The organism is Thalassotalea sp. PP2-459, from assembly GCF_001913705.1.
Lineage (GTDB): Bacteria > Pseudomonadota > Gammaproteobacteria > Enterobacterales > Alteromonadaceae > Thalassotalea_C > Thalassotalea_C hakodatensis.
In genome coordinates this window covers 16,314-40,013 of record NZ_MKQD01000065.1, presented here as the reverse complement: position 1 = coordinate 40,013, position 23,700 = coordinate 16,314, and the positions used below count along the sequence as shown (strand labels likewise).

Below are 23,700 nucleotides of genomic sequence, written 5' to 3'. Positions count from 1 at the left end.
CTACCCTCCCTGAATTGGAAATAACACATCTAGTGTGTCATGTTCCGTTAAGCATGTTGTTGCATAATCACTATTTGCGACAAAATCACTGTTTAATGCCACAGCAAACGTTAACGCTTGCTGTTGTTCCGTCAAATATTGTTGTAGAGCGTCAGCAACACTTGCTTGTTCAAACAAGGAAACTTGCTCACCATTAATGAATATATTCATGGGAAAAATTCACCGGTAATAAATGTTGATAAGAAGAATGTACGCTTTGTTCAGCTGAAAGTGTGGCATTCACAGCAGAGAGTAGTTGCGCCAAAACCACTGGGGCAATTAAAAAGCCATGCCGATAGAGTCCATTGATTTGAATAACCTTGTTGTCAATACTGATTTTTGGCTGGTTATCACTAAACGCAGGACGTAATTGGCTGATATGCTGACGAATATTAGCTTCTGCAAAACCAGAATGCACACTATAGGCGGCGCTTAATAGTTCCATCGCCGACCGTACTGTCATAGGTGAGCTATCATCACTTTCAATTTCAGTCGCGCCTACCACAAAATAACCATGTGTTTTTGGTGCAATATAGAGTTGATACCTTGGATGCATTAGTCGTACAGGACGCTGAATGTTTACATCAGGCGCGAATAACTGAAATAGTTCACCACGAACTGCTCGTAAATCATTTAATGGCATTGCCTGTTGGGCTACAGCCTGTCTCGCACCAGTACCTCGGCAATCTATCACTAACTCAACCGTACGTTGCTCGTCATTAATCGTTAGCTCAACACAATTATTTACTTGCTTTATTGCGCTTACATTGGATACGGTTAGCCACTCAACAGCTAACGTTTTTATTTCTTCTTCTAGCGCTAACAGTAATTTACGATTTCCAAGCTGCCCTTCTTCCGGTAGAAAAAGTCCCTGATTAAAGTGCCTTGAGAGCTCTGGCTCTAGATTCACCAATCGCTGACGATCCAGCTCTTGCACTGCGTGATTAGCATAGTGTTGTTGTAAAAATCGCTTATATCGTAGTAATTCAGAATGGTCTTGCTCGTGCGCAACCATAATAGAACCTTGTTGCTGAAAGTAAGTATAACTTGCAAGATTTGATAATAAAGTGGGCCAAAGTGCTAACGAAATAAAGCCCATTTCAACAATATTTGCATCACAATGCATTGCCTCACCTAAAGGGGTTAGCATGCCAGCCGCCGCATAAGCGGCGCTGTTTGTCCCGTTGATATCATCTTTATCAATTAAAGTTACTTTATGTCCTTCACGTGCAAGTGAAACCGCAGCTAAACGCCCCATTAAACCCGCACCAACAATGGCAATTTCAGCCATATGTCCCGACTGATGCTTATTTGGCAACATGGTATATTTCGCTGCCTGAATCTTTAAATTCCTGCGACTTTTCTGCCATCCCTCGTTCAGCACTTTCTAAGGCTGAAAGATCAGCAGTAACCGTTTCATCTAGTAATTTTATCGAAATAGATTCACCATTTTCTGCCTCTAATTTAGCAGCATAATCCCTTACATCTTGCGTGATTTTCATCGAGCAAAATTTAGGCCCGCACATAGAACAAAAATGCGCAATTTTTCCTGACTCTTGCGGTAACGTTTCATCATGATATTGGCGTGCACGTTCAGGGTCTAAACCTAAGTTGAACTGATCATGCCAACGAAATTCGAAGCGTGCTTTTGATAATGCATTGTCACGAATTTGTGCCCCTGGATGTCCTTTCGCTAAATCACCAGCATGAGCGGCAATTTTATAGGTGATCAAACCTTCCTTAACATCTTCTTTATTCGGCAACCCTAAGTGTTCTTTAGGCGTTACATAACACAGCATAGCGCAACCATACCAGCCAATGTTAGCCGCACCTATACCAGATGTAATATGATCATATCCTGGCGCAATATCCGTTGTTAATGGGCCTAACGTATAAAAAGGCGCTTCGTGACAATGTGTAAGCTGCTCTTCCATGTTTTCTTTGATCATATGTAATGGCACATGACCAGGGCCTTCAATCATCACTTGAACATCGTGCTGCCAAGCAATTTTAGTTAATTCACCTAACGTTCTTAACTCACTAAACTGTGCTTCATCATTGGCATCAGCAATAGACCCTGGGCGTAAACCATCACCTAATGAAAAGGCAACATCATATTGTTTGCATATTTGGCAAATATCTTCAAAATGCGTATATAAAAAGCTCTCTTTATGATGAGACAAACACCATTTAGCCATGATTGAACCACCACGAGATACAATACCTGTTACACGTTTTGCCGTCATTGGTACATAGCGCAATAATACGCCAGCATGAATGGTAAAATAATCCACACCTTGTTCTGCTTGTTCAATTAGGGTGTCTCGAAAGACTTCCCAAGTGAGATCTTCTGCTACCCCATTTACTTTCTCTAACGCTTGATAAATAGGCACTGTACCAATAGGGACCGGTGAATTACGAATGATCCATTCTCGTGTTTCATGAATATATCGGCCTGTTGACAGGTCCATTACTGTATCTGCACCCCATTTAGTAGACCAAACCAACTTTTCAACTTCTTCTTCAATGGAAGATGACACCGCTGAATTACCGATATTAGCATTCACTTTAATGAGAAAGTTTCGCCCTATAATCATTGGTTCAGTTTCAGGGTGATTGATATTTGCAGGGATAATTGCACGCCCTTCTGCAACCTCTTTACGGACAAACTCGGCCGTGATCTGCTCAGGTATTTGAGCACCAAATGATCGACCAGCATGTTGGTGCTTTAAAATTTCATCCTTCATTTCAGCACGCTTGGTATTTTCACGTATCGCAATGTACTCCATTTCAGGTGTAATGATGCCTTGGCGTGCATAATGCATTTGCGTGACATTTTTACCTTGCTTTGCCTTACGAATTTTCGGTAGATTTTCAAAGCGAATATGGTCTAAGCCTTCATCCGCTAACCTTGTTTGACTATACCCGGATGATGCTCCCGGGATACATTCGCTATCTTCACGTGCTGCAATCCATTCAGCACGTAATTTTGGTAAGCCAACATGTACATCCACGTTAACCGCTGGATCGGTATAAACACCAGAAGTATCGTATACACGTATAGGTTCGTTAGGCTCGAATAGCGGGTTTTCTTCACTGCCACCAACAAAAGTGTCTGCTACTGATATTTCACGCATCCCAACACGAATATCATGTAAGTTGCCCTCGACATAAACTTTATTTGAATTTGGATAGCTTTGACCAGAAACATTTTCTAAGAATTGTTCTGCTTGTTGACGACGCTCACGTTTTGTTAATGAACTCATTGTTCTCTCACCTTTTATTTGATTTCGTATTGCGTTAATGAAATTAACAGCAATGCAGATTTATAAGGCGGAGTTGGGGTAGATCAAGAAAATATAAAATCGATATTTCCCTTGTTTCCTTCGCTGAAATTACTCAGATCAGGTTCTACGGATCCCGCTTACGCGATCTCAGCCCAATGGCACTCCGACAAGATTGATAATGTTAGTTTTACTTTTTCAAGTAACATTACTCACCTTACTAATTCTAGAGAATGTTACGGTAGCCTGCAAGATTAATTCAGGCTAAGATAGAGAAAAACCAACAAAAATTATACAGTATACATAAAATCAAAAAGAAGACATTATGATGAAAAAAATTGCACTGAGTTTACTCACTTTAACAACAGCTCTTACACTACAATCACCTATCACAATGGCTGATAATTTATTTGGCACTAATGGCGAAACTACACGCCAAGACGTGTTACGCGGTTCAATCACACCTGAGCGTCAGTGGTGGGATTTAAGTCATTATCATTTAGCGATTGAAGTAGATCCTTCTACTCGAACCATCGCAGGTACCAATACTGTAAGTTATCGTGTTATTAGCAAAACTGATCGTCTGCAAATTGAATTACAACCCCCGATGAAGCTGACAAAAGCGACACAAAAAGGCCAAGTATTAAACATCGACCAAGATGGCTACAGTTATTTTATCCACACGTTAAACAACGCTCCTATAGGTAGTGAACAACAAGTAGTCCTACACTTTTCAGGTAAACCGCAAGTGGCAAAACGTGCCCCTTGGGACGGTGGTATCACATGGAAAAAAGATAGCAACGGTATTGATTTTATCGCCTCAAGCAATCAAGGCATTGGCGCAAGTATTTGGTGGCCTAATAAAGACCATGGCTACGATGAGCCTGATCAGGGTATCAAGATGAGTGTTGAAGTACCAGAACACTTAGTTGACGTATCTAATGGTCGTTTGTTAGCAATTGATCATAATAAAGAAAAACAAACCAAAACCTACCACTGGCAAGTTGTTAATCCGATTAATAATTACGGGGTAAATATTAATATCGGTGACTACGTCCACTTCGGTGAAAAGTATCAAGGGGAAAAAGGTGTGCTTGATATGGATTACTGGGTACTGCGTGACAACCTTGAAAAAGCTCAAGAACAATTTAAAGATGCTAAGCGCACCATTGAAGCGCTAGAACACTGGTTTGGACCATATCCTTTTTACGAAGACAGCTATAAATTAGTTGAAGCCCCTTATTTAGGTATGGAACACCAAAGCTCTGTAACCTATGGTAACGGATATCAAAATGGCTACCTTGGCAGAGATCGCAGTTTGACGGGTGCAGGTATGTTATTTGATTTTATTATCGTGCACGAAACGGGTCATGAATGGTTCGCCAATAACATTACCAGTAAAGACATTGCTGATATGTGGATCCACGAAAGCTTTACCAATTACTCTGAAAGTTTATTTTTAGAATACCACTATGGCAAAGAAGCTGCGTTTGGTTATACGCGTGGCCAACGTATTAACATACAAAACCAAAAAGCTATTATTGGTGAATACCACGTGCATAGTGAAGGCTCTAGCGATATGTATGATAAAGGCGGAAATATGCTGCATACCATTCGTCAAATTGTAAATAACGATGATTTATGGCGAGAAACCTTACGTGGTTTAGGAAAACAATTTTATCATCAAACCGTGACAACGCAGCAAATTGAACAATACATGGAAAACAAAACAGGTAAGTCGCTATCGAACATTTTTGATCAATATCTGCGTGACAACCGTGTTCCCACGTTAGAATATTTTTTAAAAGGCGAGCAATTACGCGTACGTTGGAGCAATGTAAAGCCTGGCTTTGATATGCCTGTAAAAGTAAAAATTAACGATAAAATGCAATGGCTTAGCCCAACAACTACATGGACAAATGTACAAATTAGTCAAAAAGATCCAACTTTTGTTGTTGATAAAAACTTTTATATCAATACTATGAACATATTAGGTAGTTAAACGGCTGTATGAAAAATGAAGCAACGATTGTTAAAAACGTTAACGTTACGTTATGCTTTTTTAACGATAAGCGTATTTAATACGCTTGTTGCTCATGCCTTAACTAAGTCATCTACCGATAATTTCAAAGAAAAATCGATAGACAGTGTATGTATTACTTCACCTTTCGATTGCTTGTCTCGAATAGACCTTGAGCTCAGTAAAAAAAACCAAAGTGAATTGGTTAAATATGACTTACTTCAATATCGATTTGTTGCGTTATTTAACTTACAACGTAATAAATCGTTACTCGAAGAAACAACTAAATGGCTAAGCCACGACAACCTACCAATCCCCTTTAAGATTACCGTTTATATTTACCATGCAAAATCGTTAAGAGCTTTCGGAAAATCCGAAAAAACAAAAATATATGCCGAAAAGGCGATAACCTTACTCAAGCAGATGAATGAAATATTTCCCTCTCCTATGCGACTTGTAGAGTTAGCCAATTTAACAATGCAATACGGCGAGGTACAGCAGGCCTATTCACTGTTGTCTCAGTTAACCGTGAAATTTAAAGACAGTAAAAACGCGCTCTTTAAAACCGAATTACATGGTAATTTAGGGCATGCGGCTGCAAAATTGCAAAAGTATCAAGAAGCTGAGCAGCGTTGGAAGGCAGCACTTTATTGGGGAGACATAGTAGGTAATAAGCAGCAACAAGGGGTTATTCGATATAATCTTGCCGATATTTATGAACAGTTAGCACAGTTAAACACGGCTACGTTGTATTTTGAAAAAGCACTGTCATTTTCCCAACAAGCGCAAGATTCAAATAAAATTTTGCTGATAAAATTTAGATTAAGTCAATTGTACGTCAAACAACAGATGAACTGCCAAGCATATCAGTTAATCAATTCGATAGAAAAGTCAGCCTTATCGTTAAGCAAACAACAAACGTATGATACGCTTATCAAGCACCTTAAACCATGCTAACTACGCAACTCAATTAGTTATTTTTATTGAGTAAGTTACTTTGTTTTCATTGGCTTAACTTGGTATTGAACTTTATGTTTTTTGATCCAATACTTAATTGGTACCCCCTGTTCGTACTTAACAGGAAAACTCGTCTTTTTCGTACGAAGCAGTGCAAATTGGTTAAAAGAATTATATTGTTCAGCATTCGATAATTTTACCTCTTCGACCTTACCATGTTCATTAACAAGTACATTTAGAAAAATAACGCTATTTGATACCTTGCCAAACGTTTCAGGATGTTTTGGTAGTTTTACCTCAGGTTGTTCCTGTGCGTGAAATACACTCATTAAGCAAACCAGTATAAACAACACACCTCTAAACATGTTTACACTCCAAATAAAAAAGGGCTAGCCTCAGCTAACCCTTATAATAACACAACAAGCACGTACTTACGCTTTACGACGCGCCGTTGCTAAACCTGCTAATGCTAAACCAAATAGCATAATTGAACCAGGAGTAGGAATTTGCGATACCTGTGCTGCAATCCAATTTGCGTATGGATTCATCAAAATTCCGCCAAAACGATCGCCATAAGCACCTGGTGCTACTGGAGATGTACGCGCACCAAAGGTATTAATACCCGCAATTTCGTATGTATCAGTTAAGCTATTATAAACAAATGACGGACCACCTGAGTCACCACCACCAATGTTTGCTTCTATGCCTTCTGGTAACCAAGAACTACAAATACCATACACATCACAGAAAAAGTCAAAATCGTACTCTTCGCCAGCACCACCACCAAACAAATCATCATTATCGGTGTATGTGCCATCAAAGTCTGCATGCCATACTTCAGCTTGACCTGAACCATCATCATCAAAACTAATCGCATCAACAATGTTCATGCCCACAAGCTTTGAGAAAAAGTCAGGAGAACCATCTGCATCACCATCATTAGTGTAATAGCCTGAATAGCCATCGCCACGCGTACCATAACCTACCATAGTAAACAATGAACCGTCACCACCACCTTGGTTAGCTAAGTTATTAGTATCAAATACTTGGCCTGAGAATAAATCGTATGTTTTTGTGCCCGCAGGAATATCGCGATCTAATTCAATGATAGCAACATCATCGTTTACACAGCCAATTGAACCATCAGGACATACATTAAAACCATCGTACCCCGGGTGTATATCAACTTTTTGAGCAGTAATAATATCGTTATATGTACCATCACTATTGAAAATAACACGGACATTGTTGTTCGGATCAGCTAGATTAATCGTGGTACCTTGATCATTTTCATCAACACAGTGTGCTGCACTCAATATATGGCGTTTATTTAACGCTGCGCCGGTACAAATGAAGCCAGAGCCATTCATTTCAATAAAAATACTCACGACACCACTAAAAGGCGAGCTCGCTGTATTAGGGTCAGTAATGCTGGCTAAATTATCACCGCGAGTAACTGAATTATCACCATTACCAGAAGCGATATACGCTTGTGCATTTGAGTTATCGATATCAAGGCTTAGAAGGTCTGCGTTTGCTTGGCCCATCACTGCCATTGAAGCAAGTGACATAGCACTAATCAGTTTGCGCGTCTTCGTTTTAATATTGGACATATTTGCTCTCTTTCTAGCTATTATTATTAACATTATAATTACAAAGCCTGTGATGCAAAAATAGCGCCAACAGAAATTAACAATAAATATCAAATAGTTAAAAAAAACAAAATATTTTGCTGTAAAAATAACTGACACAATTACATTGAGTTAACATCATCATTGTATTCTCATGATGTTAAACTTTAGTTGATTAGTTATGCTATGTTGTTCTACGCTTAATAATACAAAGTGAATTATTGAGTAACTGCGTTATGGATGACCAATTAACATCAAGCATACTAATTGTCGATGATAGCTCTACCAATATCCGTGTTATTTGCAATCAAATTAAAGAATTAGGCCATAAAATTCATATTGCTAAAGACGGCGTTCAAGCACTTAAATTATTGACAGAAATTAAGCCCACCATGATCTTAATGGACATCAGTATGCCTAACATGGACGGCTTCGAATGCTGTAAACGTATCAAACAATCAAAAAGTCGCAGAGATATTCCCGTGTTGATTATTTCAGGCTCTAACGATGAAAAAGACATGCGCCGAGCGTTGAATGTTGGCGCGAGTGCATATATGACAAAGCCCATTGATGCGCAGCAATTACGTACCAATATTGATTTTCATATGCCTTGGCATTGAAATATTTTCACAACCATCAGGCAATAAAAAACCCGGATAAACCGGGCTTTTAAATTAGATAACCAAAACTACTTAATTTTAGCTTCTTTGTACATAACATGCTTACGAGCTTTTGGATCAAACTTTTTGATTTCCATCTTCTCAGGCATAGTCTTTTTATTCTTATCAGTAGTATAAAAATGACCTGTGCCAGCACTAGAAACTAAACGAATTTTATCACGCATGATTTATTCCTTAGACTTTTTCGCCACGGGCACGAATATCAGCTAATACTGCATCAATGCCTTTTTTATCGATAATACGCATTCCTTTCGGAGTTAAACGTAATTTAACGAAACGGTTTTCACTTTCAACCCAAAAACGATGGGCTTGAAGGTTAGGTAAGAAACGACGACGAGTGGCGTTTCTTGCGTGAGAACGATTGTTCCCTACAACTGGTTTCTTGCCGGTTACTTGGCAAACTCTAGACATGTGAGTCACTCCAAAAATTAATTTCAGCTCGAGCTACAATTTCCCATGGCCGTCGCCTTGGGATCCTGAAAAAGGTGGCATATTATAGTGAAACTGATTACTTAAATCTAGCTTTTATCTACTTAATAAAGATAAATATAATTTTATTGTTATTTTTCAAAACATTAGTAAGATATCAACGGCCATTTATGCAATGTTTCACTCGCAATTTACGCATAAATTCTGAACTTTATGGCGATCAAACAAACGAATTTAGTCTACATTAGAGGCTAATAGTTTACTGAGCATTTTTTGTTGCTCTTCATTACATAATTCATTTATTAAAATACGGATAATATGTGATTTCGCAAGATTGGTATCTTTTGACAGAGTATGCAGTTGTTCAATGGCATCTTCACTCAAGGTAAATGTAGCGTGTCTAAACGGTTTTTTACTTTTTTTCTCGGCGTTTTCTAATTGAGCAGCAGCCGCTAAAGCTTCTTCTAATTTAGCGGGTCGATTAATGCCCTCACTTACCAAAGTAGGGCGCCCTTTAGCATAATTTTCAGCATCCGCAATAAAGTCATCAACCGTGAAATCTTTCTTTTTTTTACTTTGATTACCGTCCTTGGTTTTTTTTAAATCAGTTAAACTCATGCGAGTTATCCGGTTTCATGGCAATCAGTTCTTCAGCAATCGATATGATCTCAATTGCGGCTTTACTTTCACTGTCTATTTCTAACACCGAAGAGCCACTTTCTTCGCTATCATCATAAATGTTCCTGCTATAAGTCACAGCATTCAATACATTGATACCATATGACTTACACACATCTTTAGCTTCAATAATGCGATTGGCTTGGGTCGGTAATGCTGGGCATTGTGTGATCACAAACGAGGCAAGCATTTTTGGATTAACCATTTTACAAGTACTAAGCATATCTTCCATATGCGGTACAGTTTTCAAATCTCTGCGCTTTGGTCTTAGTGGAATAATAACATGATCAGCAACCGACATAGCAGCACGCAGCGCAAGATTATCTTGGCCGCCACAATCAACAATCACATAATCATAGTGTTGATTAAGGCTCAGTAAGTCATTGCGAATTTTACCATAAAGCTGAATACAATTAATCGCAGGTAATGAAGGATCTGTATTTCGTGCCTGAATCCAATCCGATGTTGTGCGTTGTGGGTCACAATCAACCATTAGCACGATACCCTTTTTAATCTTGGCAAAATATACAGCTAAGTTCTGAGCTAAGCAGCTTTTACCGCTACCGCCTTTTTCGCCACCAACTAAAATCATCATCTTGTTGATTTCCTTAATTACAACATACTTATACGAAGACTAATAAGTATAGACCATATCTAGGATCTGTTATTATTAGAGGTTAACTTTTGCTCAAACCTCGGAGGTGATAATCTTTGCAGTACTTATTTATTTGAAATAAATAAATCGTTCAGCTAATCATCAAGACGCAATGCAATTTCATACCAACCACTATCTTGCTTTAAACACCTAACAACTTGCCCAGTAAGTTTTTGACTTTGTGGCGCCGCCGCTTTAAAAATGACCGTCGCTTGCACATTAACTGGAATTTCCTGATCACAATCCAGTTTTAAACCGCCTCTGGAAAAATCTAAACAGGCAATCGTTTTATTAAATTCTGTACCTGAAGCATCTCGCCATTGAATATTGACTAATTCCTTTTCCATATCCAGTCGAAAAGACTGTCTTCGCTCAATTGGCGTATCACTTTGTTCTGTCATTATTTGATCTCAACATCCCACATCGATAATTTAAAATTACCGTTCATTGCCTAGCTATGCAAGAAAATCAAACATTTTTTAACCAATTCGTTAATTACAACAGTCCGTGTTCTGCGAATGAATAACATTGATGCCCTGCAACAATCATATGATCAAGTACCTTGATATCAACCAGCGCAAGGGCTTGAGTTAAACGATTCGTGATTTGCTTATCTGCTATGCTTGCTTCCGCAATACCAGAAGGATGGTTATGTGCAAGAATGACCGCGTTTGCGTGTTGGCGTATAGCCGTTTCAACAACCACGCGAGGATATACGGCTGCAGCATTGAGCGTGCCATAAAAAAGTTTCTCAAAGGCAATAACCTGATGTTGAGTATCTAATAATAAAACAGCAAACACTTCCCGATGTTCATGCCTTAACTGTCCAATAAGAAATGCTTTACTTGCTTGAGAGCTTGTCAGTGCGTCACCTTTAATTAACTCTTCGCCAAGGCACCTTTTAACCATTTCAAGACATGCTTGCAGCTGTACATACTTAGCGCTTCCTAAACCATTTATTTGACAAAATTCATGCTGACTTGCCTGAAACACAGCGGATAAACTACCAAACGTTAATAACAACTGCCGAGACAACTCCACAACGTTATTTCCTTTCACACCTGTGCGGATAAAAATAGCCAGTAGTTCCGCATCAGATAATGACTGCGCACCAAGTGATAATAATTTTTCTCTTGGCTTTTCCATGATTGGCCAATCTTTTAACATAGCAGTTCCTTTGCTTAGCAATTTTCAATAGTGATGAATAGTGATATTCTTATACGCTACCGATAAAAATAGTCTGACTTAGTAGATATGCAACAACTCGCAGATAAAAACATTGTCTTAGGCATCACTGGTGGCATCGCAGCTTATAAAACGCCTGAGCTAGTAAGGCGATTAAAAGAGCAAGGTGCGAATGTACGCGTTGTAATGACAGACAGCGCTAAAGCATTCATTACACCACTAACACTACAGGCCGTTTCCGGTTTAGCGGTATCAGACAGTTTATTAGATACTGAAGCAGAGCTCGCTATGGGGCATATCGAATTGGCAAAGTGGGCTGATTTAATGCTTATTGCACCAGCAAGTGCAAACACCATAGCGCGTATAGCACATGGGTTTGCTGACGACTTACTTTCTACGATAGTGTTAGCAACAGATGCTCCTATCGCCATTAGCCCAGCGATGAACCAACAAATGTGGCATGCACAAGCAACACAAGAAAATATTCACACACTTATACAGCGAGATATACTTATCTGGGGACCAGGAAGTGGCGAACAAGCTTGTGGTGATATTGGCTTGGGACGCATGATCGAAGTCAGTGAAATTGTAACACATGTATGCAACCACTTTGCCTCTAACGATTTAGCTGGCCAACACTGGGTGATCACAGCAGGTCCAACGCGAGAAGCTATTGATCCTGTTCGCTATATTTCCAATCACAGCTCAGGAAAAATGGGTTATGCCATCGCTAAATCTGCATTGCAAGCAGGTGCGAATGTTACCGTTATTTCAGGCCCTGTAAGCTTGGCACCTATTCAAGGCTGTAACATGGTATATGTCGATAGCGCACAACAAATGTTACAACAAGCCCTTAATCATTGTAGTAAGGCGACTGTTTTTGTCGCCTGCGCTGCCGTCTCTGATTATCGCATGGCAGAAGTGGCTGAACACAAAATAAAGAAAACAGCAGATACTGATCAGCTCACACTCACCCTTGAAAAAAATCCAGATATTGTTGCTAGTGTTGCTCAATTAACGGCTAAACCTTTCGTTGTAGGCTTTGCCGCTGAAACGCAACAGGTCGAACAATACGCCAAAGATAAATTGATACGTAAGAATTTAGACATGATCGCTGCAAACGATGTCAGCAAAGCAGGGCACGGTTTCAACAGTGAAAACAATGCGCTTAAAATATTTAGTCGTGATAAAAGTGTTGATATACCACTGGCAAGCAAACAACATGTTGCTGATCAATTAGTCGCTATTATTAAACGTCAACTAGATGAAATACTTTGAGTTTATCGCTACAATCTTGCAATAAACAAACGAATTAACCTTAATCATTAGAGAATAATAATATGTCGGGTTCCGCAAAGCCTAATCGTAAACAACAAATCTTAGAATGTTTAGCATTAATGTTGCAAACTAGTCCTGGGCAACGCATCACTACCGCCAAACTTGCAGAACAAGTAGGGGTATCTGAAGCCGCGCTTTACCGACACTTTCCTTCCAAAGCAAGAATGTTTGAAGGCTTGATAGAGTTTATTGAAGAGTCAATTTTCTCACGCGTAAACTTAATTTTAACCGATCACAAAGAAGCACTGGTTAGATGCCACCATATATTACACGTTTTATTAATTTTTGCTGAGCGTAACCCTGGCATGTGCCGTATTTTATCTGGTGATGCATTAATGGGTGAGAATGAACGTTTGCGTGCACGCGTTAACCAATTTTTCGAAAAACTCGAATCACAATTTAAACAAGTGTTACGTGAACGCAAACTACGAGAAGGCAAAGGTTTTGACATTCCAGAGTTGGCATTGGCCAACATATTAGTTGCGTTTGCTGAAGGAAAAATTTGTCAATACGTGAGAACCGGATTTGAAAAGAAACCCAGTGAGAGCTTTAACGATCAATGGTTATTTTTAATGGCGAGTAAATAAAGCTTTACCCTGAATACATACAAAAAAAAGCACTGAGCTATCAGTGCTTTTTTATTCATATCATAATATAACCATAAACCTACTTTTTAACGCACAATAAAAAGGAACCTCCGTCGTGAGTCAACTAGCTGAACTTTCTCCTTCAATCTTATGGCAATTATTCGAGCAACTCTGCCAAATTCCTCGCCCCTCGAAACATGAACAACGCGTTTCAACATGGATACAACAATGGGCTACCTCGCTAAACTTAGAGGTTAGCGAAGACAGCGTCGGAAATTTACTTATTCGTAAACCTGCGGCAGCGGGAATGGAAAACAAAAAAGGGGTTATTTTACAAGCCCATATGGACATGGTGCCTCAAAAAAATAATGACAAAGAACACGACTTTCTCAATGACCCAATTGAGGCCTACATTGATGGCGAGTGGGTCACAGCCAATGGCACCACACTAGGTGCTGACAATGGTATCGGGCTTGTATCAGCACTTGCGGTACTAGCCAGTTCAGATATTGCGCACGGTCCATTAGAAGTATTAATCACAATTGATGAAGAAGCAGGCATGACTGGCGCTTTTGGCTTACAGTCTGATTGGCTAGAAGGCGACATTTTAATTAATACTGACTCCGAACAAGAAGGTGAAGTGTACATGGGTTGCGCCGGTGGTATTGACGGCAATGCTAGATTTGACCTCGACTTTCAACCTGTTAAGAAAAATACCACAGCATTTAACCTCTCAATATCTGGGCTAAAAGGCGGCCATTCTGGCGTTGATATTCACACGGGTCGTGCTAATGCCTGTAAACTGTTAGTGCGTTTCTTATTGATTGCCACAGAGCGTTTTAATATACAATTAACAGAGCTTAATGGCGGCAGCCTGCGAAATGCAATTCCTCGTGAAGCTGAAACAAGCTTTGTTGTTGAAAATAAACATATCGAAGCATTAAAACAATGTCTCGCTGATTATTTAGCCACAGTACGTTTTAATTTAAAAGCCACTGAACCCAACATAGACATGTTGCTTATTTCTCCAGAAGAATTCGAACAGTGTTGGACACCAGCTTGCCAAGCTCAAATTTTAAACGCAATAAACGCCTGCCCGAATGGTGTTATACGTATGAGTGATGATATTGAAGGCATTGTAGAGTCTTCACTAAACTTAGGCGTTATGCGTACTAAAGGAACTCGCTTTGAGTGTATGACATTGATCCGTAGCTTACATGATGACGGCCGTTCGGAGGTTGAATCGATGGTTCGTTCTGTGTTCAGCCTTGCAGGGGCAAACATTATCTTTGATGGTGCCTACCCAGGCTGGAAACCAGATACCACTTCACCCATTATGGCTACAGTTCGCGACGCGTATCAGTCATTATTTAATACATTACCTGAAATTATGGTAATTCATGCGGGGTTAGAATGTGGCTTATTTAAATCGGCCTATCCGCAATGGGATATGGTTTCTATTGGACCAACGATCAAATTTCCGCACTCCCCTGATGAAAAAGTACACATTGCATCTGTGAATAAATACTGGCAATTATTAGTTGAAGTCTTAAAGCAAATACCTGAAAAAAGCTGACCTTTAACCGTAGAAGCGTATTAGACTCAAGTCTAATACGCTTTTTTATATTATCGCTATATACTCAGTTTAGGGAAAACTATGGAACACGAATTATGATCCAGCCAGAACAAATAATAATAGCTGATGATCACCCATTGTTCAGACAAGCTTTATTAGACACACTAAAAGTTCAATTGACAAAAACACAGTGGGTAGAAGCACAGACCATTGAAGAGCTAGAACAACAACTACAAGCAAATCAAGCAGCAGATATGTTGTTACTTGATCTCAATATTCCAGGCGCTCACGGCTTTAATACGTTGATCCATGTCAGAAACCATTTTCCACAAATTCCTGTCGTTGTTGTCTCTGCACACGAAGAACAAGACACCATCAGTAAAGCCATGGAATATGGCGCTGCGGGCTTTGTGCCTAAATCAACACCTGTTGATACAATTTTTGTTGCCATTCAGAAGGTTTTTATGGGTGATATTTGGCTACCGCCTACCTTTACGCCGAGTAATAAAACACAACATATTGATATTGCTGAAAGTGTTGCGAGTTTAACGCAGCAACAATATCGAATTTTGATGATGTTTGCCCAAGGCATGTTAAACAAACAAATTGCCTATGATCTGAACGTATCAGAAGCAACGATTAAAGCGCATGCAACTGCGATTTTTCGTAAGCTTAATGTTAGAAACCGAACACAAGCCGTTATCGCGATTAGTCAATTAGACTTATCAGAACAACAATTTGCTGAAGAATAACACTCAGCGATTAAAAAATTGGCTAAGCGTAGCGATAAAGTATCTTTTACGTTAAGTATTTATCTTGTAATTTCTTCGCTAACATGGCGCTCATCATTGCTCTTAGCGCTGCAGGTTTAACGAGCTTTCGCATAAAGCCAACATCTGCCGCCTTGGTTTTTTCTTCAATGTCTTCATCTGTAGTAGCAGTGATCAATATCGCTGGCAAGTATTGATTCGATTGTTCTCTTAACGCTTGTATCAAGTCAAGGCCGTTATGATCATCATCGAGCTGATAATCTACCAATAATATTTCAGTATCATTATAGTGCTCTGCAAATAGTGCTTTTGCTTCTTGATAGGATGCCGCCGCCAATACATTACATTGCCACGCATTTAATAGCTCAACCATGCCACTTAGCACATCATGATCATTATCAATACACATCACGGTAATATCACTAAAACCTACATTAATTTGTGGTTTTTCTATGACTGGCTGAACATTTATTGCGGCCTTGTTTAGCCCAACAGTGAAACTACAGCCCTGTGAAAGTTTAGAGGTTAATCCGAGCTGATGTCCTAAAATATTTGCCAAGCTTTGCGTAATATTTAACCCCAAACCTAACCCTCTACTGCTACCAGATGTTTGTGGCGTGTTCAATTGGGTAAACTGTTCAAACACTATATTTTGTTTGTCTTCTGGAATGCCGGGGCCATTATCAGCCACTTGAATGGTCACTTTTTCGTCATGACACCTTGCCCCTAACAACACTTTTCCAGGACTTGCATAGCGAAACGCATTACCGATTAAGTTTTGTAAAATTCGGCGCAGCATATGTTTGTCTGAAAGCACCCATAACGAGGTTGCCGCAACACGAAAATCTACCGATAACTCTTGTGCTGATGCAGAAAACTCTTGGCTTAAATCGTTAAATAACGGTTGCAAGGGGAAGGCTTCAAAGTGTGCTTTAATGTTGCCACTTTCAATACGGGCAATTTCGCTTAAATCCGCTAAAAGATCATTCGCCACTTTCAATGAATGATCAATATTTTTCACTTGTCGCTGCTGAACTTCATTTAAGTTATCTTGACTAGCAAGTGCCGAGGTAAAAAGTCTAGCAGCTTCTAGAGGTTGCATTAAATCATGGCTACAAGCCTTTAAATATAAGCTTTTTTTAATATGCGCTTGTTCTGCTTTTTCGCGTGCAAATTCTAACGCTTCATTGGCTTGCTCTAACTTTTGTGTTCGTTCTTGCACAACAGTTTCTAAATCGAAGTTTTCAGCTTTAAGCATTTGTTCTGCATGTCGATAAGCAGTAATATCAGAAAACATCATGACAAAGCCGCCATCAGGTAATGGATTACCTTCAATACGAATCACTTGACCATTATCATGCTCTCGCTCTGAACTATGTGAACTCCCAGATCGTAAATAAGCAATACGTTTATTTACCTGTTGTTCAATATTACCTTCTCCTACTAAGCCTCGTGAAATGTTATAGCGGATCAATTTTTCGATTTTAACCCCTGCATAAATCAGTTCTTTCGGGTATTTAAAAATATCGAGGTATTTTTTATTCCACGCGACCAATTTTAAGTCTCGATCAACAATAGAAATCCCTTCACTAGCATTCTCAATCGCACTTTGTAATAAATGCTGTATCTGCTGTTGTTTTTGATTTGATGCATCTTCAACCAATACTGCTAGTTCATCTAGCGCAATATCTCTTCCATCCAACGCTGACGAAATAACCAACTGTGCAGACGAAGATCCCATAACACTTGCCAAGGTATTTTCGGTATATTGCAATAAGCGCTGATTATACACAGCCAAACCTAATGCTCTTTTGTTGTGTTGTTGGTTAAATTGCGCAAAGCTATCCGCAGCTTTTTTAATCCCCACAAAACGGGAAACAAGTAATTCAAGTTCATGGCTATTAATTTTACGACTTTTACGTGAAGTTGCTTGCATATCAGGTAATTGCCATTCAAGAAATACAGAGGCTTGAACCCGTTCTTGAACACTTTGTCGGCTCATAATAGATAACGCCCACATCACCAGTACATTAATGCCCAAGCTCAATAAATTCGCGCTACTTTTAGCCGGTAAAATACCATCAGTAATTGGGGATTGGTAAAAGCCAAATTGAGGTAAAAAGTTGAGTAAAAGCCATAAAGTAAAACCCACTAATATACCGCCATACACACCTGTTAAACTAGCTCTTCGCCAATAAAAAGCAGCAACAAGGGCAGGGGTTAATTGTGCAAAAGCACCAAAGGCAATTTCACCTAAAGAACTTAACGTATCAGGCGAAGCAAGCAAGAAAACACCGTAGCCAAGTAATATCACCATTAACACTAATAACTTACGAATTTTTAGTAATCGAGACCTAAAATTATCGTAATCTGTGTGACGCGTATTACTAGAGCGGAATATCATGGGAAAGACAATTTCATTGCTTAACATGGTACTTAATGCAATTGAAGAAATGATGACCATAGAGCTAGCGGCAGATATTGCGCCCAAAAAAGCCACTAGCGTTAACCAAGTTTGTTCTTGTGTCCAAGGTAAGAAAAGCACGTAAGTATCGGCAGGAACTGAATCTCCTAACAATAAATCACCCGCTAAACCAAGGGGTGCCGCAAATAATGCAAAGACTAATAAATACAGCGGAAACACACGTCGACTCAGCCACGTATCTTTTTCATCTTTAAGTTCAACGACCATCACCTGAAATTGGCGTGGTAATGATAAAAAAGCTGCCATAACAATAATTAACATTGCTGACATAGATAATAGGTTAGGCGTATTGAAGTTTTGATATAACTGAATATTAGCCCCAGATTGGTGCCAAATTTCACTCGGCGAATCAAAAAGAACAAAACTGACAAATAAGCCAACGGCTAAGAAAGCAATAAGTTTGACTAAACTCTCAAACGCAATGGCAAGCATCACACCTGGGTGGCGCTCAGTCACGTCTATATTTCTAATACCGAACATTACGGTAAAACCTGCCAGTACTAAGCTAACAATCAAGCCAAAGCCCCATGTACTCACTACGTTAGTGGCTTGCAGTTGTTGGAAAGAGTATACGATGGCTTTTAACTGAAGTGCGATATAGGGCATTGTGCCAATGAGTGCGACCAACGTAACAATTATGGCTAGATTATGTGATTTACCAAACCGAGAGGCGAGTAAATCAGCGATTGAGGTTAAGTTTAGTTTTAAACTGATACGAATAATGCGCTGAATAAAAGGCCAGAAAAATAAAAAAATAATGATAGGCCCTAAATAAATAGGAATATGCGATAAAAAATTACTTGATGCTTGGCCGGTCGTGCCTAAAAAACTCCACGATGTGCAGTAAACACCAAGTGAAAGCGCATAAATATATTTTTGTGCCTGCTTGGCTAATCGATGGCGATACTTATCACCCAAATAGGCAATAATAAACAACAACCCAATATAACTAATGCTGATCAGGGTTAACTGCCAATTAGGAAACATAACATCACTCAAAAAACTATGAATAAGCTAAGTGTCTAAATATTAGATGATAAAAGCAATTAGATTTTGGTCTAATTGCTGTTCGGTTTTGGCCTTTTGCGCAAGAATAAACGCGAAAGATCAACAGGCCCTAGTTATATATTTTAACGCTTAATACTGTTTTAACGCCTGCGTTGTTTCGACAATATATTGTTCGAAATGCTGCTCTGATATCTCTTGCTGTATTACAGGTAAGTAATAATTCCCGATAAATCTCATGTCAAAGTAATCTGCTGTTAGTGCAAATGGTTCCACAAAGCAAGATGGTGCTACTTTTTCCGCCCCTGTTGAAATGAGGGCGTTTCGTTTATTTTTTAACGCTCTACCCAGCAGTTTTTCAATGGTGACCAAGTCAGTTAATCGATCAAAAAATACTTTCATTTGCGCTGACATCGCATACCAGTAGATAGGACTCGCATAAATAATGAGATCATACTGACATATTTGTTCAGCTAATTTGAGAAAGTCATCATCTTTATTTTTGTTTTGATAGTCATAATACGAAAATTGATAGTGAGACAAATTAATAATATCAGCAGGGAATGATAATGCTAACGCATTAGCACACTTAACGGTATTGCCATTATCTCGCGACGTTGCCACAATAATAACCGCTTTCATATTGTAACCCCCTGACTGCAATGCGTTGATTCTTGGTATGTATTTCTTTCTTGAGGAATATCGCTCAGGTATTCAACAAATTCAACTTCAAAACCATTAGGATCAACAAAATACGTATTTTTTCGCTGCGGTAATACTTCACCACTTTTTGTTCGTTCAAACCCAGCGGCTTTAAGACGATCAATTAATGCTTCCAGGTTTTGAGTAACAAAAGCAAAATGAGCTAAACCCACGCTATTCCCCTGTAAATCCCGATTGGCCCCTGTACCGCCGTCATTAAACGTTAAATATTGGTAGTCATCGCCAAAATGCAACCATTGCCTCGCGTTGCCATACCAAATTTGCGTATCACGCCCACGTATGCGCCAGTGTGGAAACGCAGCTTGGTAAAATTTCAGCGTTTTAGGAATACTGTTTACTACTAAATTAATATGTTCTAAATGCAGCATTACGCCTCCTTATTGGTTTATTTGATCGCCATCGTGTTATTAATCAAAGCTAAATAGTATGTCAAAAAGGCCGACAAGGGCTTAGTGTCATTGTGATCTGTAAATAGTTGATTTGGCATAGACATTATGCTTACTCCTGTTCTTGTGAATAACAACGCAAGCTTAAAACCTCAAGTTACGTTGAGGTAAAGTGTTTTTTTGCTTATAGTGAAATAAAAGAAGGAGCTATTAATGCAAGAAGCAAATTTATCGGTAGGGCGTGTAGCCAAACGAGCGGGTGTTAAGGTATCCACCTTACATTTTTACGAAGCTAAAGGGTTGATAAAAAGTTGGCGAAACAATGGTAACCAACGACGTTATAAACCTGACGTATTAAGACGAATTTCAGTGATCAAAGCGGCACAAAAAATGGGAATTAGTTTAGAGGAAATAAAGCAAGCCTTTGCTGCGTTGCCAAAAAACCGTACGCCTAACACTCAAGATTGGCAACAATTAGCTAGCCAATGGCAGCAAACCTTAAATGAGAGAATTACTTACATGGAAAGGTTGCGAGATTATTTGAGCGGCTGTATTGGTTGTGGGTGTTTATCAATGAACAGCTGCCCGCTTTATAACCCCGAAGACACCTTAGGCGACACAGGCTCTGGCCCGGTTATTTTAGATAACAATCAATAAAAACTATTCACACAGTTTATTTGACCGTTTGTGTATAAAATTCAGCGATGTATTTACCGCCTTTTATTTCGCCAATAAACCGTAATTTTAGTTTGTCACTTTTGTTAGGTATCAACGCACCTATATCCGTTTCGCGTTTCCAATAATAAGGCGTTTCTTTCATGCCTAATTGGTAGCCTGTGGGGTTATTCGCTTTATCCACCGTAAAGAGTGTTGCGGTATCAAGTGGAAACGTAGAATTTACCGTGGTAATACCGTTATCATGCATAACGTTGATTTCAAACTCGCCTGACTTCAATATGCATTTTTGGTTTATCACATCACAATGGCCAAAAGGCTGCATTTGGTACAAGCGTAGATCACTCGCTTGATCTTCTAAATACAAATCTGATAACACATAACCACCTAATATAAGAAATGGAGCCAGTAAAATGGCAAGTTTGGTGTGACGGTTCATCCATTCATCCTATTTTTATATATAAAATTTGTGCTAATACAATCTAATAATGTCTCTAGTATTAGCACAAATATTCTAGCAATTTAACGAAATAGAAAAGCTTCTACCCATACAAGTAGAAGCTTTTGATTAATGCGCGAGCATTTAATTAATGGTCATGAGCTGCCGAAATACCACCATGCGGCGTACGGAAGTTGGTAACCAAGTCTTGAATTACTTGTGGTGCTGGACCTGTCGCTTTAAGCACGATAAACGCCACGGTAAAGTTAACTAATGCACCTACGGAACCAAAAGCATTAGGTGAAATACCGAAGAACCAGTTTGGTTCCATGTCTCCTAAGAAAGCACTCGGAGCATAAAACATAATACCTTTGTGCTGGAATACATAAAGCATAGTGACACCGATACCCGCACACATGCCTGCTATCGCTGCTTTACTGTTCATTTTCTTAGAGAAAATACCCATCATTAACGCTGGGAAAATACTTGATGCCGCCAAACCAAAGGCTAACGCCACCGTTCCCGCGGCAAATCCGGGTGGATTCAGCCCGAGATAACCGGCCACTATTATGGACAAGGTCATCACTATTCGGCTTGCTAACAGCTCATTTTTCTCTGACATGTCAGGCACGAGCACCCCTTTCATCAAGTCATGAGATATCGCCGACGATATTGCCAATAACAAACCAGCGGCGGTAGACAGTGCCGCCGCTAAACCACCGGCAGCAACAAGTGCGATGACCCAATTAGGTAAGTTTGCAATAGCAGGGTTAGCCAAAACCATAATGTCTTGGTCAACTTTTACCATTTCATTGGTTGTTTTGTCTGCCGTATATTGCACTTTACCGTCGCCATTCTTATCTTCAAACTTCAATAGACCGGTTTTTTCCCAATCTTTAAACCATTGAGGGCGCTCAGCATATTCAAGATTTTGTCCTGCAGCGGGCTCAATAGTATTCATTAAGTTAAAACGTGCCATTGCGCCAACTGCCGGCGCAACTGTGTAAAGTAACGCGATAAATACAAGTGCATAACCTGCTGACTGACGTGCCGCTTTTACTGAAGGTACCGTAAAGAAACGCATAATTACGTGTGGTAAGCCTGCCGTGCCAATCATTAACGACAAGGTATAAGCAATCATTTCTGTGTAACCGCTCATATTGGCCGTTGTATACTCTTTAAACCCTAGGTCAGTGACCACCATGTCCAACTTATCGAGCAAATAAACGCCACTGCCATCTGATAAGGTTGAGCCTAAGCCGAGTTGTGGAATTGGATTACCCGTTAATTGTAATGAGATGAAGATTGCTGGAATGGTATATGCGGTGATCAACACCACGTATTGGGCGATCTGCGTATAGGTAATGCCTTTCATACCACCTAAAGTGGTGTAAACAAATACCACAAACATACCAATGTATAGGCCAGTGTCATATTCTACTTCTAAAAAGCGAGAGAACGCTACACCAACACCTTTCATTTGGCCGATTATGTAAGTTAAAGAAGCTATGATCAAACAAACTACCGCTACAATACGCGCTGTACGTGAATAAAACCTATCACCAATAAACTCTGGTACGGTAAATTTACCATGTTTACGCATATACGGCGCTAAACACAGCGCTAGTAATACGTAACCACCCGTCCAGCCCATAAGAAATACCGAACCACCGTAACCTAAAAAGGCAATTAAGCCAGCCATAGAGATGAACGATGCAGCACTCATCCAGTCAGCACCAATTGCCATACCGTTTTGTAGTGGCGTAATACCGCCGCCTGCTGCGTAAAATTCACTCGTAGAACCTGCTCGAGCCCACCAAGCAATTAAAAAATATAAACCGAAGGTGCCACCTACCGCGATCCATGTATAGAGTTTTAACTCATCCATTACGCGTCCTCCACATTATATTTTTTATCAAGGTCGTTCATTTTCTTACCGTACCAGAAAATGAGACCAACGAAGGTATAGATAGAGCCTTGTTGTGCAAACCAGAAACCCAGTTTGTAACCACCTAGACGAATGGTATTCAATGGCTCAACCAATATTAAGCCGAATCCGAATGACACCACGAACCAGATAGCAAGACAGATAAAAATCAGGCGCAGATTTTCTGCCCAATATGAATTTTTGTCTTCCATTGTTTTCTCCTAGCATTGA

Annotated in this window: 25 protein-coding genes and 1 riboswitch; of the genes, 8 read left to right on the top strand and 17 right to left on the bottom strand. The window is 39.6% G+C overall.

The features are described 5' to 3' along the window. From thiS to thiC, 3 genes are read right to left on the bottom strand one after another with little or no spacing between them, the layout of a single operon-like run. Positions 1 to 210 (bottom strand): sulfur carrier protein ThiS, encoded by a 210-nt coding sequence (gene thiS / locus BI291_RS15050; protein WP_074499592.1) that lies wholly within the window; start codon positions 208 to 210, stop codon positions 1 to 3. Next, positions 194 to 1,360, bottom strand: a complete 1,167-nt coding sequence (thiO, locus tag BI291_RS15045; protein WP_254849594.1) for a glycine oxidase ThiO — start codon at positions 1,358 to 1,360, stop codon at positions 194 to 196. The genes thiS and thiO overlap by 17 nt, the downstream gene beginning before the upstream one ends. Beyond that, complete coding sequence (gene thiC, locus BI291_RS15040) at positions 1,347 to 3,305, bottom strand: phosphomethylpyrimidine synthase ThiC (RefSeq protein WP_074499591.1); 1,959 nt, start codon at positions 3,303 to 3,305, stop codon at positions 1,347 to 1,349. Before thiC ends, thiO begins: the two co-directional genes overlap by 14 nt. 98 nt (positions 3,306 to 3,403) lie before the next feature. Beyond that, a riboswitch (TPP riboswitch) is annotated at positions 3,404 to 3,502 on the bottom strand. A gap of 146 nt (positions 3,503 to 3,648) precedes the next feature. Between thiC and BI291_RS15035 the strand changes: the two genes are divergently transcribed. Next, positions 3,649 to 5,325 carry a M1 family metallopeptidase gene (locus tag BI291_RS15035; protein ID WP_139302634.1) on the top strand — a complete coding sequence of 559 codons (1,677 nt, stop codon included), beginning with the start codon at positions 3,649 to 3,651 and terminating at the stop codon, positions 5,323 to 5,325. A 15-nt stretch (positions 5,326 to 5,340) separates the two neighbouring features. Next, positions 5,341 to 6,300: a lipopolysaccharide assembly protein LapB gene (locus BI291_RS15030; RefSeq protein WP_074499590.1), complete on the top strand. Its 960-nt coding sequence runs from the start codon at positions 5,341 to 5,343 to the stop codon at positions 6,298 to 6,300. Positions 6,301 to 6,335: 35 nt separating this feature from the next. Here the strand turns inward: BI291_RS15030 and BI291_RS15025 are convergent, their stop codons facing one another. Together BI291_RS15025 and BI291_RS15020 are read right to left on the bottom strand one after the other, a co-directional pair. Then, positions 6,336 to 6,629 (bottom strand): hypothetical protein, encoded by a 294-nt coding sequence (locus BI291_RS15025; protein WP_139302633.1) that lies wholly within the window; start codon positions 6,627 to 6,629, stop codon positions 6,336 to 6,338. A 102-nt stretch (positions 6,630 to 6,731) separates the two neighbouring features. After that, positions 6,732 to 7,913, bottom strand: coding sequence for a trypsin-like serine protease (locus tag BI291_RS15020; protein ID WP_074499588.1), 1,182 nt, complete (start codon positions 7,911 to 7,913; stop codon positions 6,732 to 6,734). Between the two features lie 254 nt (positions 7,914 to 8,167). Here BI291_RS15020 and BI291_RS15015 point away from each other — a divergent pair, with 254 nt between their 5' ends. Further along, positions 8,168 to 8,551 (top strand): PleD family two-component system response regulator, encoded by a 384-nt coding sequence (locus BI291_RS15015; RefSeq protein WP_074499587.1) that lies wholly within the window; start codon positions 8,168 to 8,170, stop codon positions 8,549 to 8,551. A 68-nt stretch (positions 8,552 to 8,619) separates the two neighbouring features. Here the strand turns inward: BI291_RS15015 and rpmG are convergent, their stop codons facing one another. The 6 genes from rpmG to radC form a co-directional block, all read right to left on the bottom strand. Continuing rightward, positions 8,620 to 8,775 (bottom strand): 50S ribosomal protein L33, encoded by a 156-nt coding sequence (rpmG, locus tag BI291_RS15010; RefSeq protein ID WP_044834320.1) that lies wholly within the window; start codon positions 8,773 to 8,775, stop codon positions 8,620 to 8,622. Positions 8,776 to 8,785: 10 nt separating this feature from the next. After that, complete coding sequence (rpmB, locus tag BI291_RS15005; protein WP_074499586.1) at positions 8,786 to 9,022, bottom strand: 50S ribosomal protein L28; 237 nt, start codon at positions 9,020 to 9,022, stop codon at positions 8,786 to 8,788. 252 nt (positions 9,023 to 9,274) lie between these two features. After that, entirely contained in the window at positions 9,275 to 9,658 is a 384-nt protein-coding gene (locus BI291_RS15000) for a hypothetical protein (RefSeq protein WP_074499585.1), read from the bottom strand. After that, positions 9,645 to 10,313 (bottom strand): AAA family ATPase, encoded by a 669-nt coding sequence (locus tag BI291_RS14995; RefSeq protein WP_074499584.1) that lies wholly within the window; start codon positions 10,311 to 10,313, stop codon positions 9,645 to 9,647. The genes BI291_RS15000 and BI291_RS14995 overlap by 14 nt, the downstream gene beginning before the upstream one ends. A gap of 155 nt (positions 10,314 to 10,468) precedes the next feature. Beyond that, positions 10,469 to 10,774, bottom strand: a complete 306-nt coding sequence (locus tag BI291_RS14990; RefSeq protein WP_074499583.1) for a PilZ domain-containing protein — start codon at positions 10,772 to 10,774, stop codon at positions 10,469 to 10,471. Between the two features lie 94 nt (positions 10,775 to 10,868). Continuing rightward, the gene (radC, locus tag BI291_RS14985; protein WP_074499582.1) at positions 10,869 to 11,540 is read right to left on the bottom strand and encodes a DNA repair protein RadC; all 672 of its coding nucleotides are present in this window, start codon (positions 11,538 to 11,540) and stop codon (positions 10,869 to 10,871) included. Positions 11,541 to 11,627: 87 nt separating this feature from the next. On the opposite strand from radC, the gene coaBC reads away from it, so the two are divergent. From coaBC to BI291_RS14965, 4 genes are all read left to right on the top strand, one after another. Further along, positions 11,628 to 12,836, top strand: a complete 1,209-nt coding sequence (gene coaBC / locus BI291_RS14980; RefSeq protein ID WP_074499581.1) for a bifunctional phosphopantothenoylcysteine decarboxylase/phosphopantothenate--cysteine ligase CoaBC — start codon at positions 11,628 to 11,630, stop codon at positions 12,834 to 12,836. Positions 12,837 to 12,898: 62 nt separating this feature from the next. Next, positions 12,899 to 13,483, top strand: a complete 585-nt coding sequence (gene slmA, locus BI291_RS14975) for a nucleoid occlusion factor SlmA (RefSeq protein ID WP_074499580.1) — start codon at positions 12,899 to 12,901, stop codon at positions 13,481 to 13,483. Positions 13,484 to 13,598: 115 nt separating this feature from the next. After that, positions 13,599 to 15,059, top strand: coding sequence for an aminoacyl-histidine dipeptidase (locus tag BI291_RS14970; protein WP_074499579.1), 1,461 nt, complete (start codon positions 13,599 to 13,601; stop codon positions 15,057 to 15,059). A 95-nt stretch (positions 15,060 to 15,154) separates the two neighbouring features. Further along, a complete protein-coding gene (locus BI291_RS14965; RefSeq protein WP_175573137.1) occupies positions 15,155 to 15,811 on the top strand; it encodes a response regulator transcription factor in 657 nt (218 codons plus the stop codon). Positions 15,812 to 15,857: 46 nt separating this feature from the next. Here the strand turns inward: BI291_RS14965 and BI291_RS14960 are convergent, their stop codons facing one another. The 3 genes from BI291_RS14960 to BI291_RS14950 form a co-directional block, all read right to left on the bottom strand. Further along, a complete protein-coding gene (locus BI291_RS14960; protein ID WP_074499577.1) occupies positions 15,858 to 19,301 on the bottom strand; it encodes a PAS-domain containing protein in 3,444 nt (1,147 codons plus the stop codon). Positions 19,302 to 19,451: 150 nt separating this feature from the next. Continuing rightward, on the bottom strand, positions 19,452 to 19,961 hold the full coding sequence (locus BI291_RS14955) for a flavodoxin family protein (protein ID WP_074499576.1): 510 nt from the start codon (positions 19,959 to 19,961) through the stop codon (positions 19,452 to 19,454). After that, entirely contained in the window at positions 19,958 to 20,410 is a 453-nt protein-coding gene (locus tag BI291_RS14950; protein WP_074499575.1) for a VOC family protein, read from the bottom strand. The genes BI291_RS14955 and BI291_RS14950 overlap by 4 nt, the downstream gene beginning before the upstream one ends. 231 nt (positions 20,411 to 20,641) lie before the next feature. Here BI291_RS14950 and soxR point away from each other — a divergent pair, with 231 nt between their 5' ends. Next, positions 20,642 to 21,085 carry a redox-sensitive transcriptional activator SoxR gene (gene soxR, locus BI291_RS14945; RefSeq protein ID WP_074499574.1) on the top strand — a complete coding sequence of 148 codons (444 nt, stop codon included), beginning with the start codon at positions 20,642 to 20,644 and terminating at the stop codon, positions 21,083 to 21,085. 16 nt (positions 21,086 to 21,101) lie between these two features. Here the strand turns inward: soxR and BI291_RS14940 are convergent, their stop codons facing one another. The 3 genes from BI291_RS14940 to BI291_RS14930 form a co-directional block, all read right to left on the bottom strand. Beyond that, complete coding sequence (locus BI291_RS14940) at positions 21,102 to 21,542, bottom strand: hypothetical protein (RefSeq protein WP_074499573.1); 441 nt, start codon at positions 21,540 to 21,542, stop codon at positions 21,102 to 21,104. Positions 21,543 to 21,690: 148 nt separating this feature from the next. Continuing rightward, complete coding sequence (locus BI291_RS14935) at positions 21,691 to 23,430, bottom strand: sodium:solute symporter family protein (protein ID WP_074499572.1); 1,740 nt, start codon at positions 23,428 to 23,430, stop codon at positions 21,691 to 21,693. Continuing rightward, positions 23,430 to 23,681, bottom strand: a complete 252-nt coding sequence (locus BI291_RS14930) for a DUF4212 domain-containing protein (RefSeq protein WP_074499571.1) — start codon at positions 23,679 to 23,681, stop codon at positions 23,430 to 23,432. The genes BI291_RS14935 and BI291_RS14930 overlap by 1 nt, the downstream gene beginning before the upstream one ends. Positions 23,682 to 23,700: the final 19 nt, after the last annotated feature.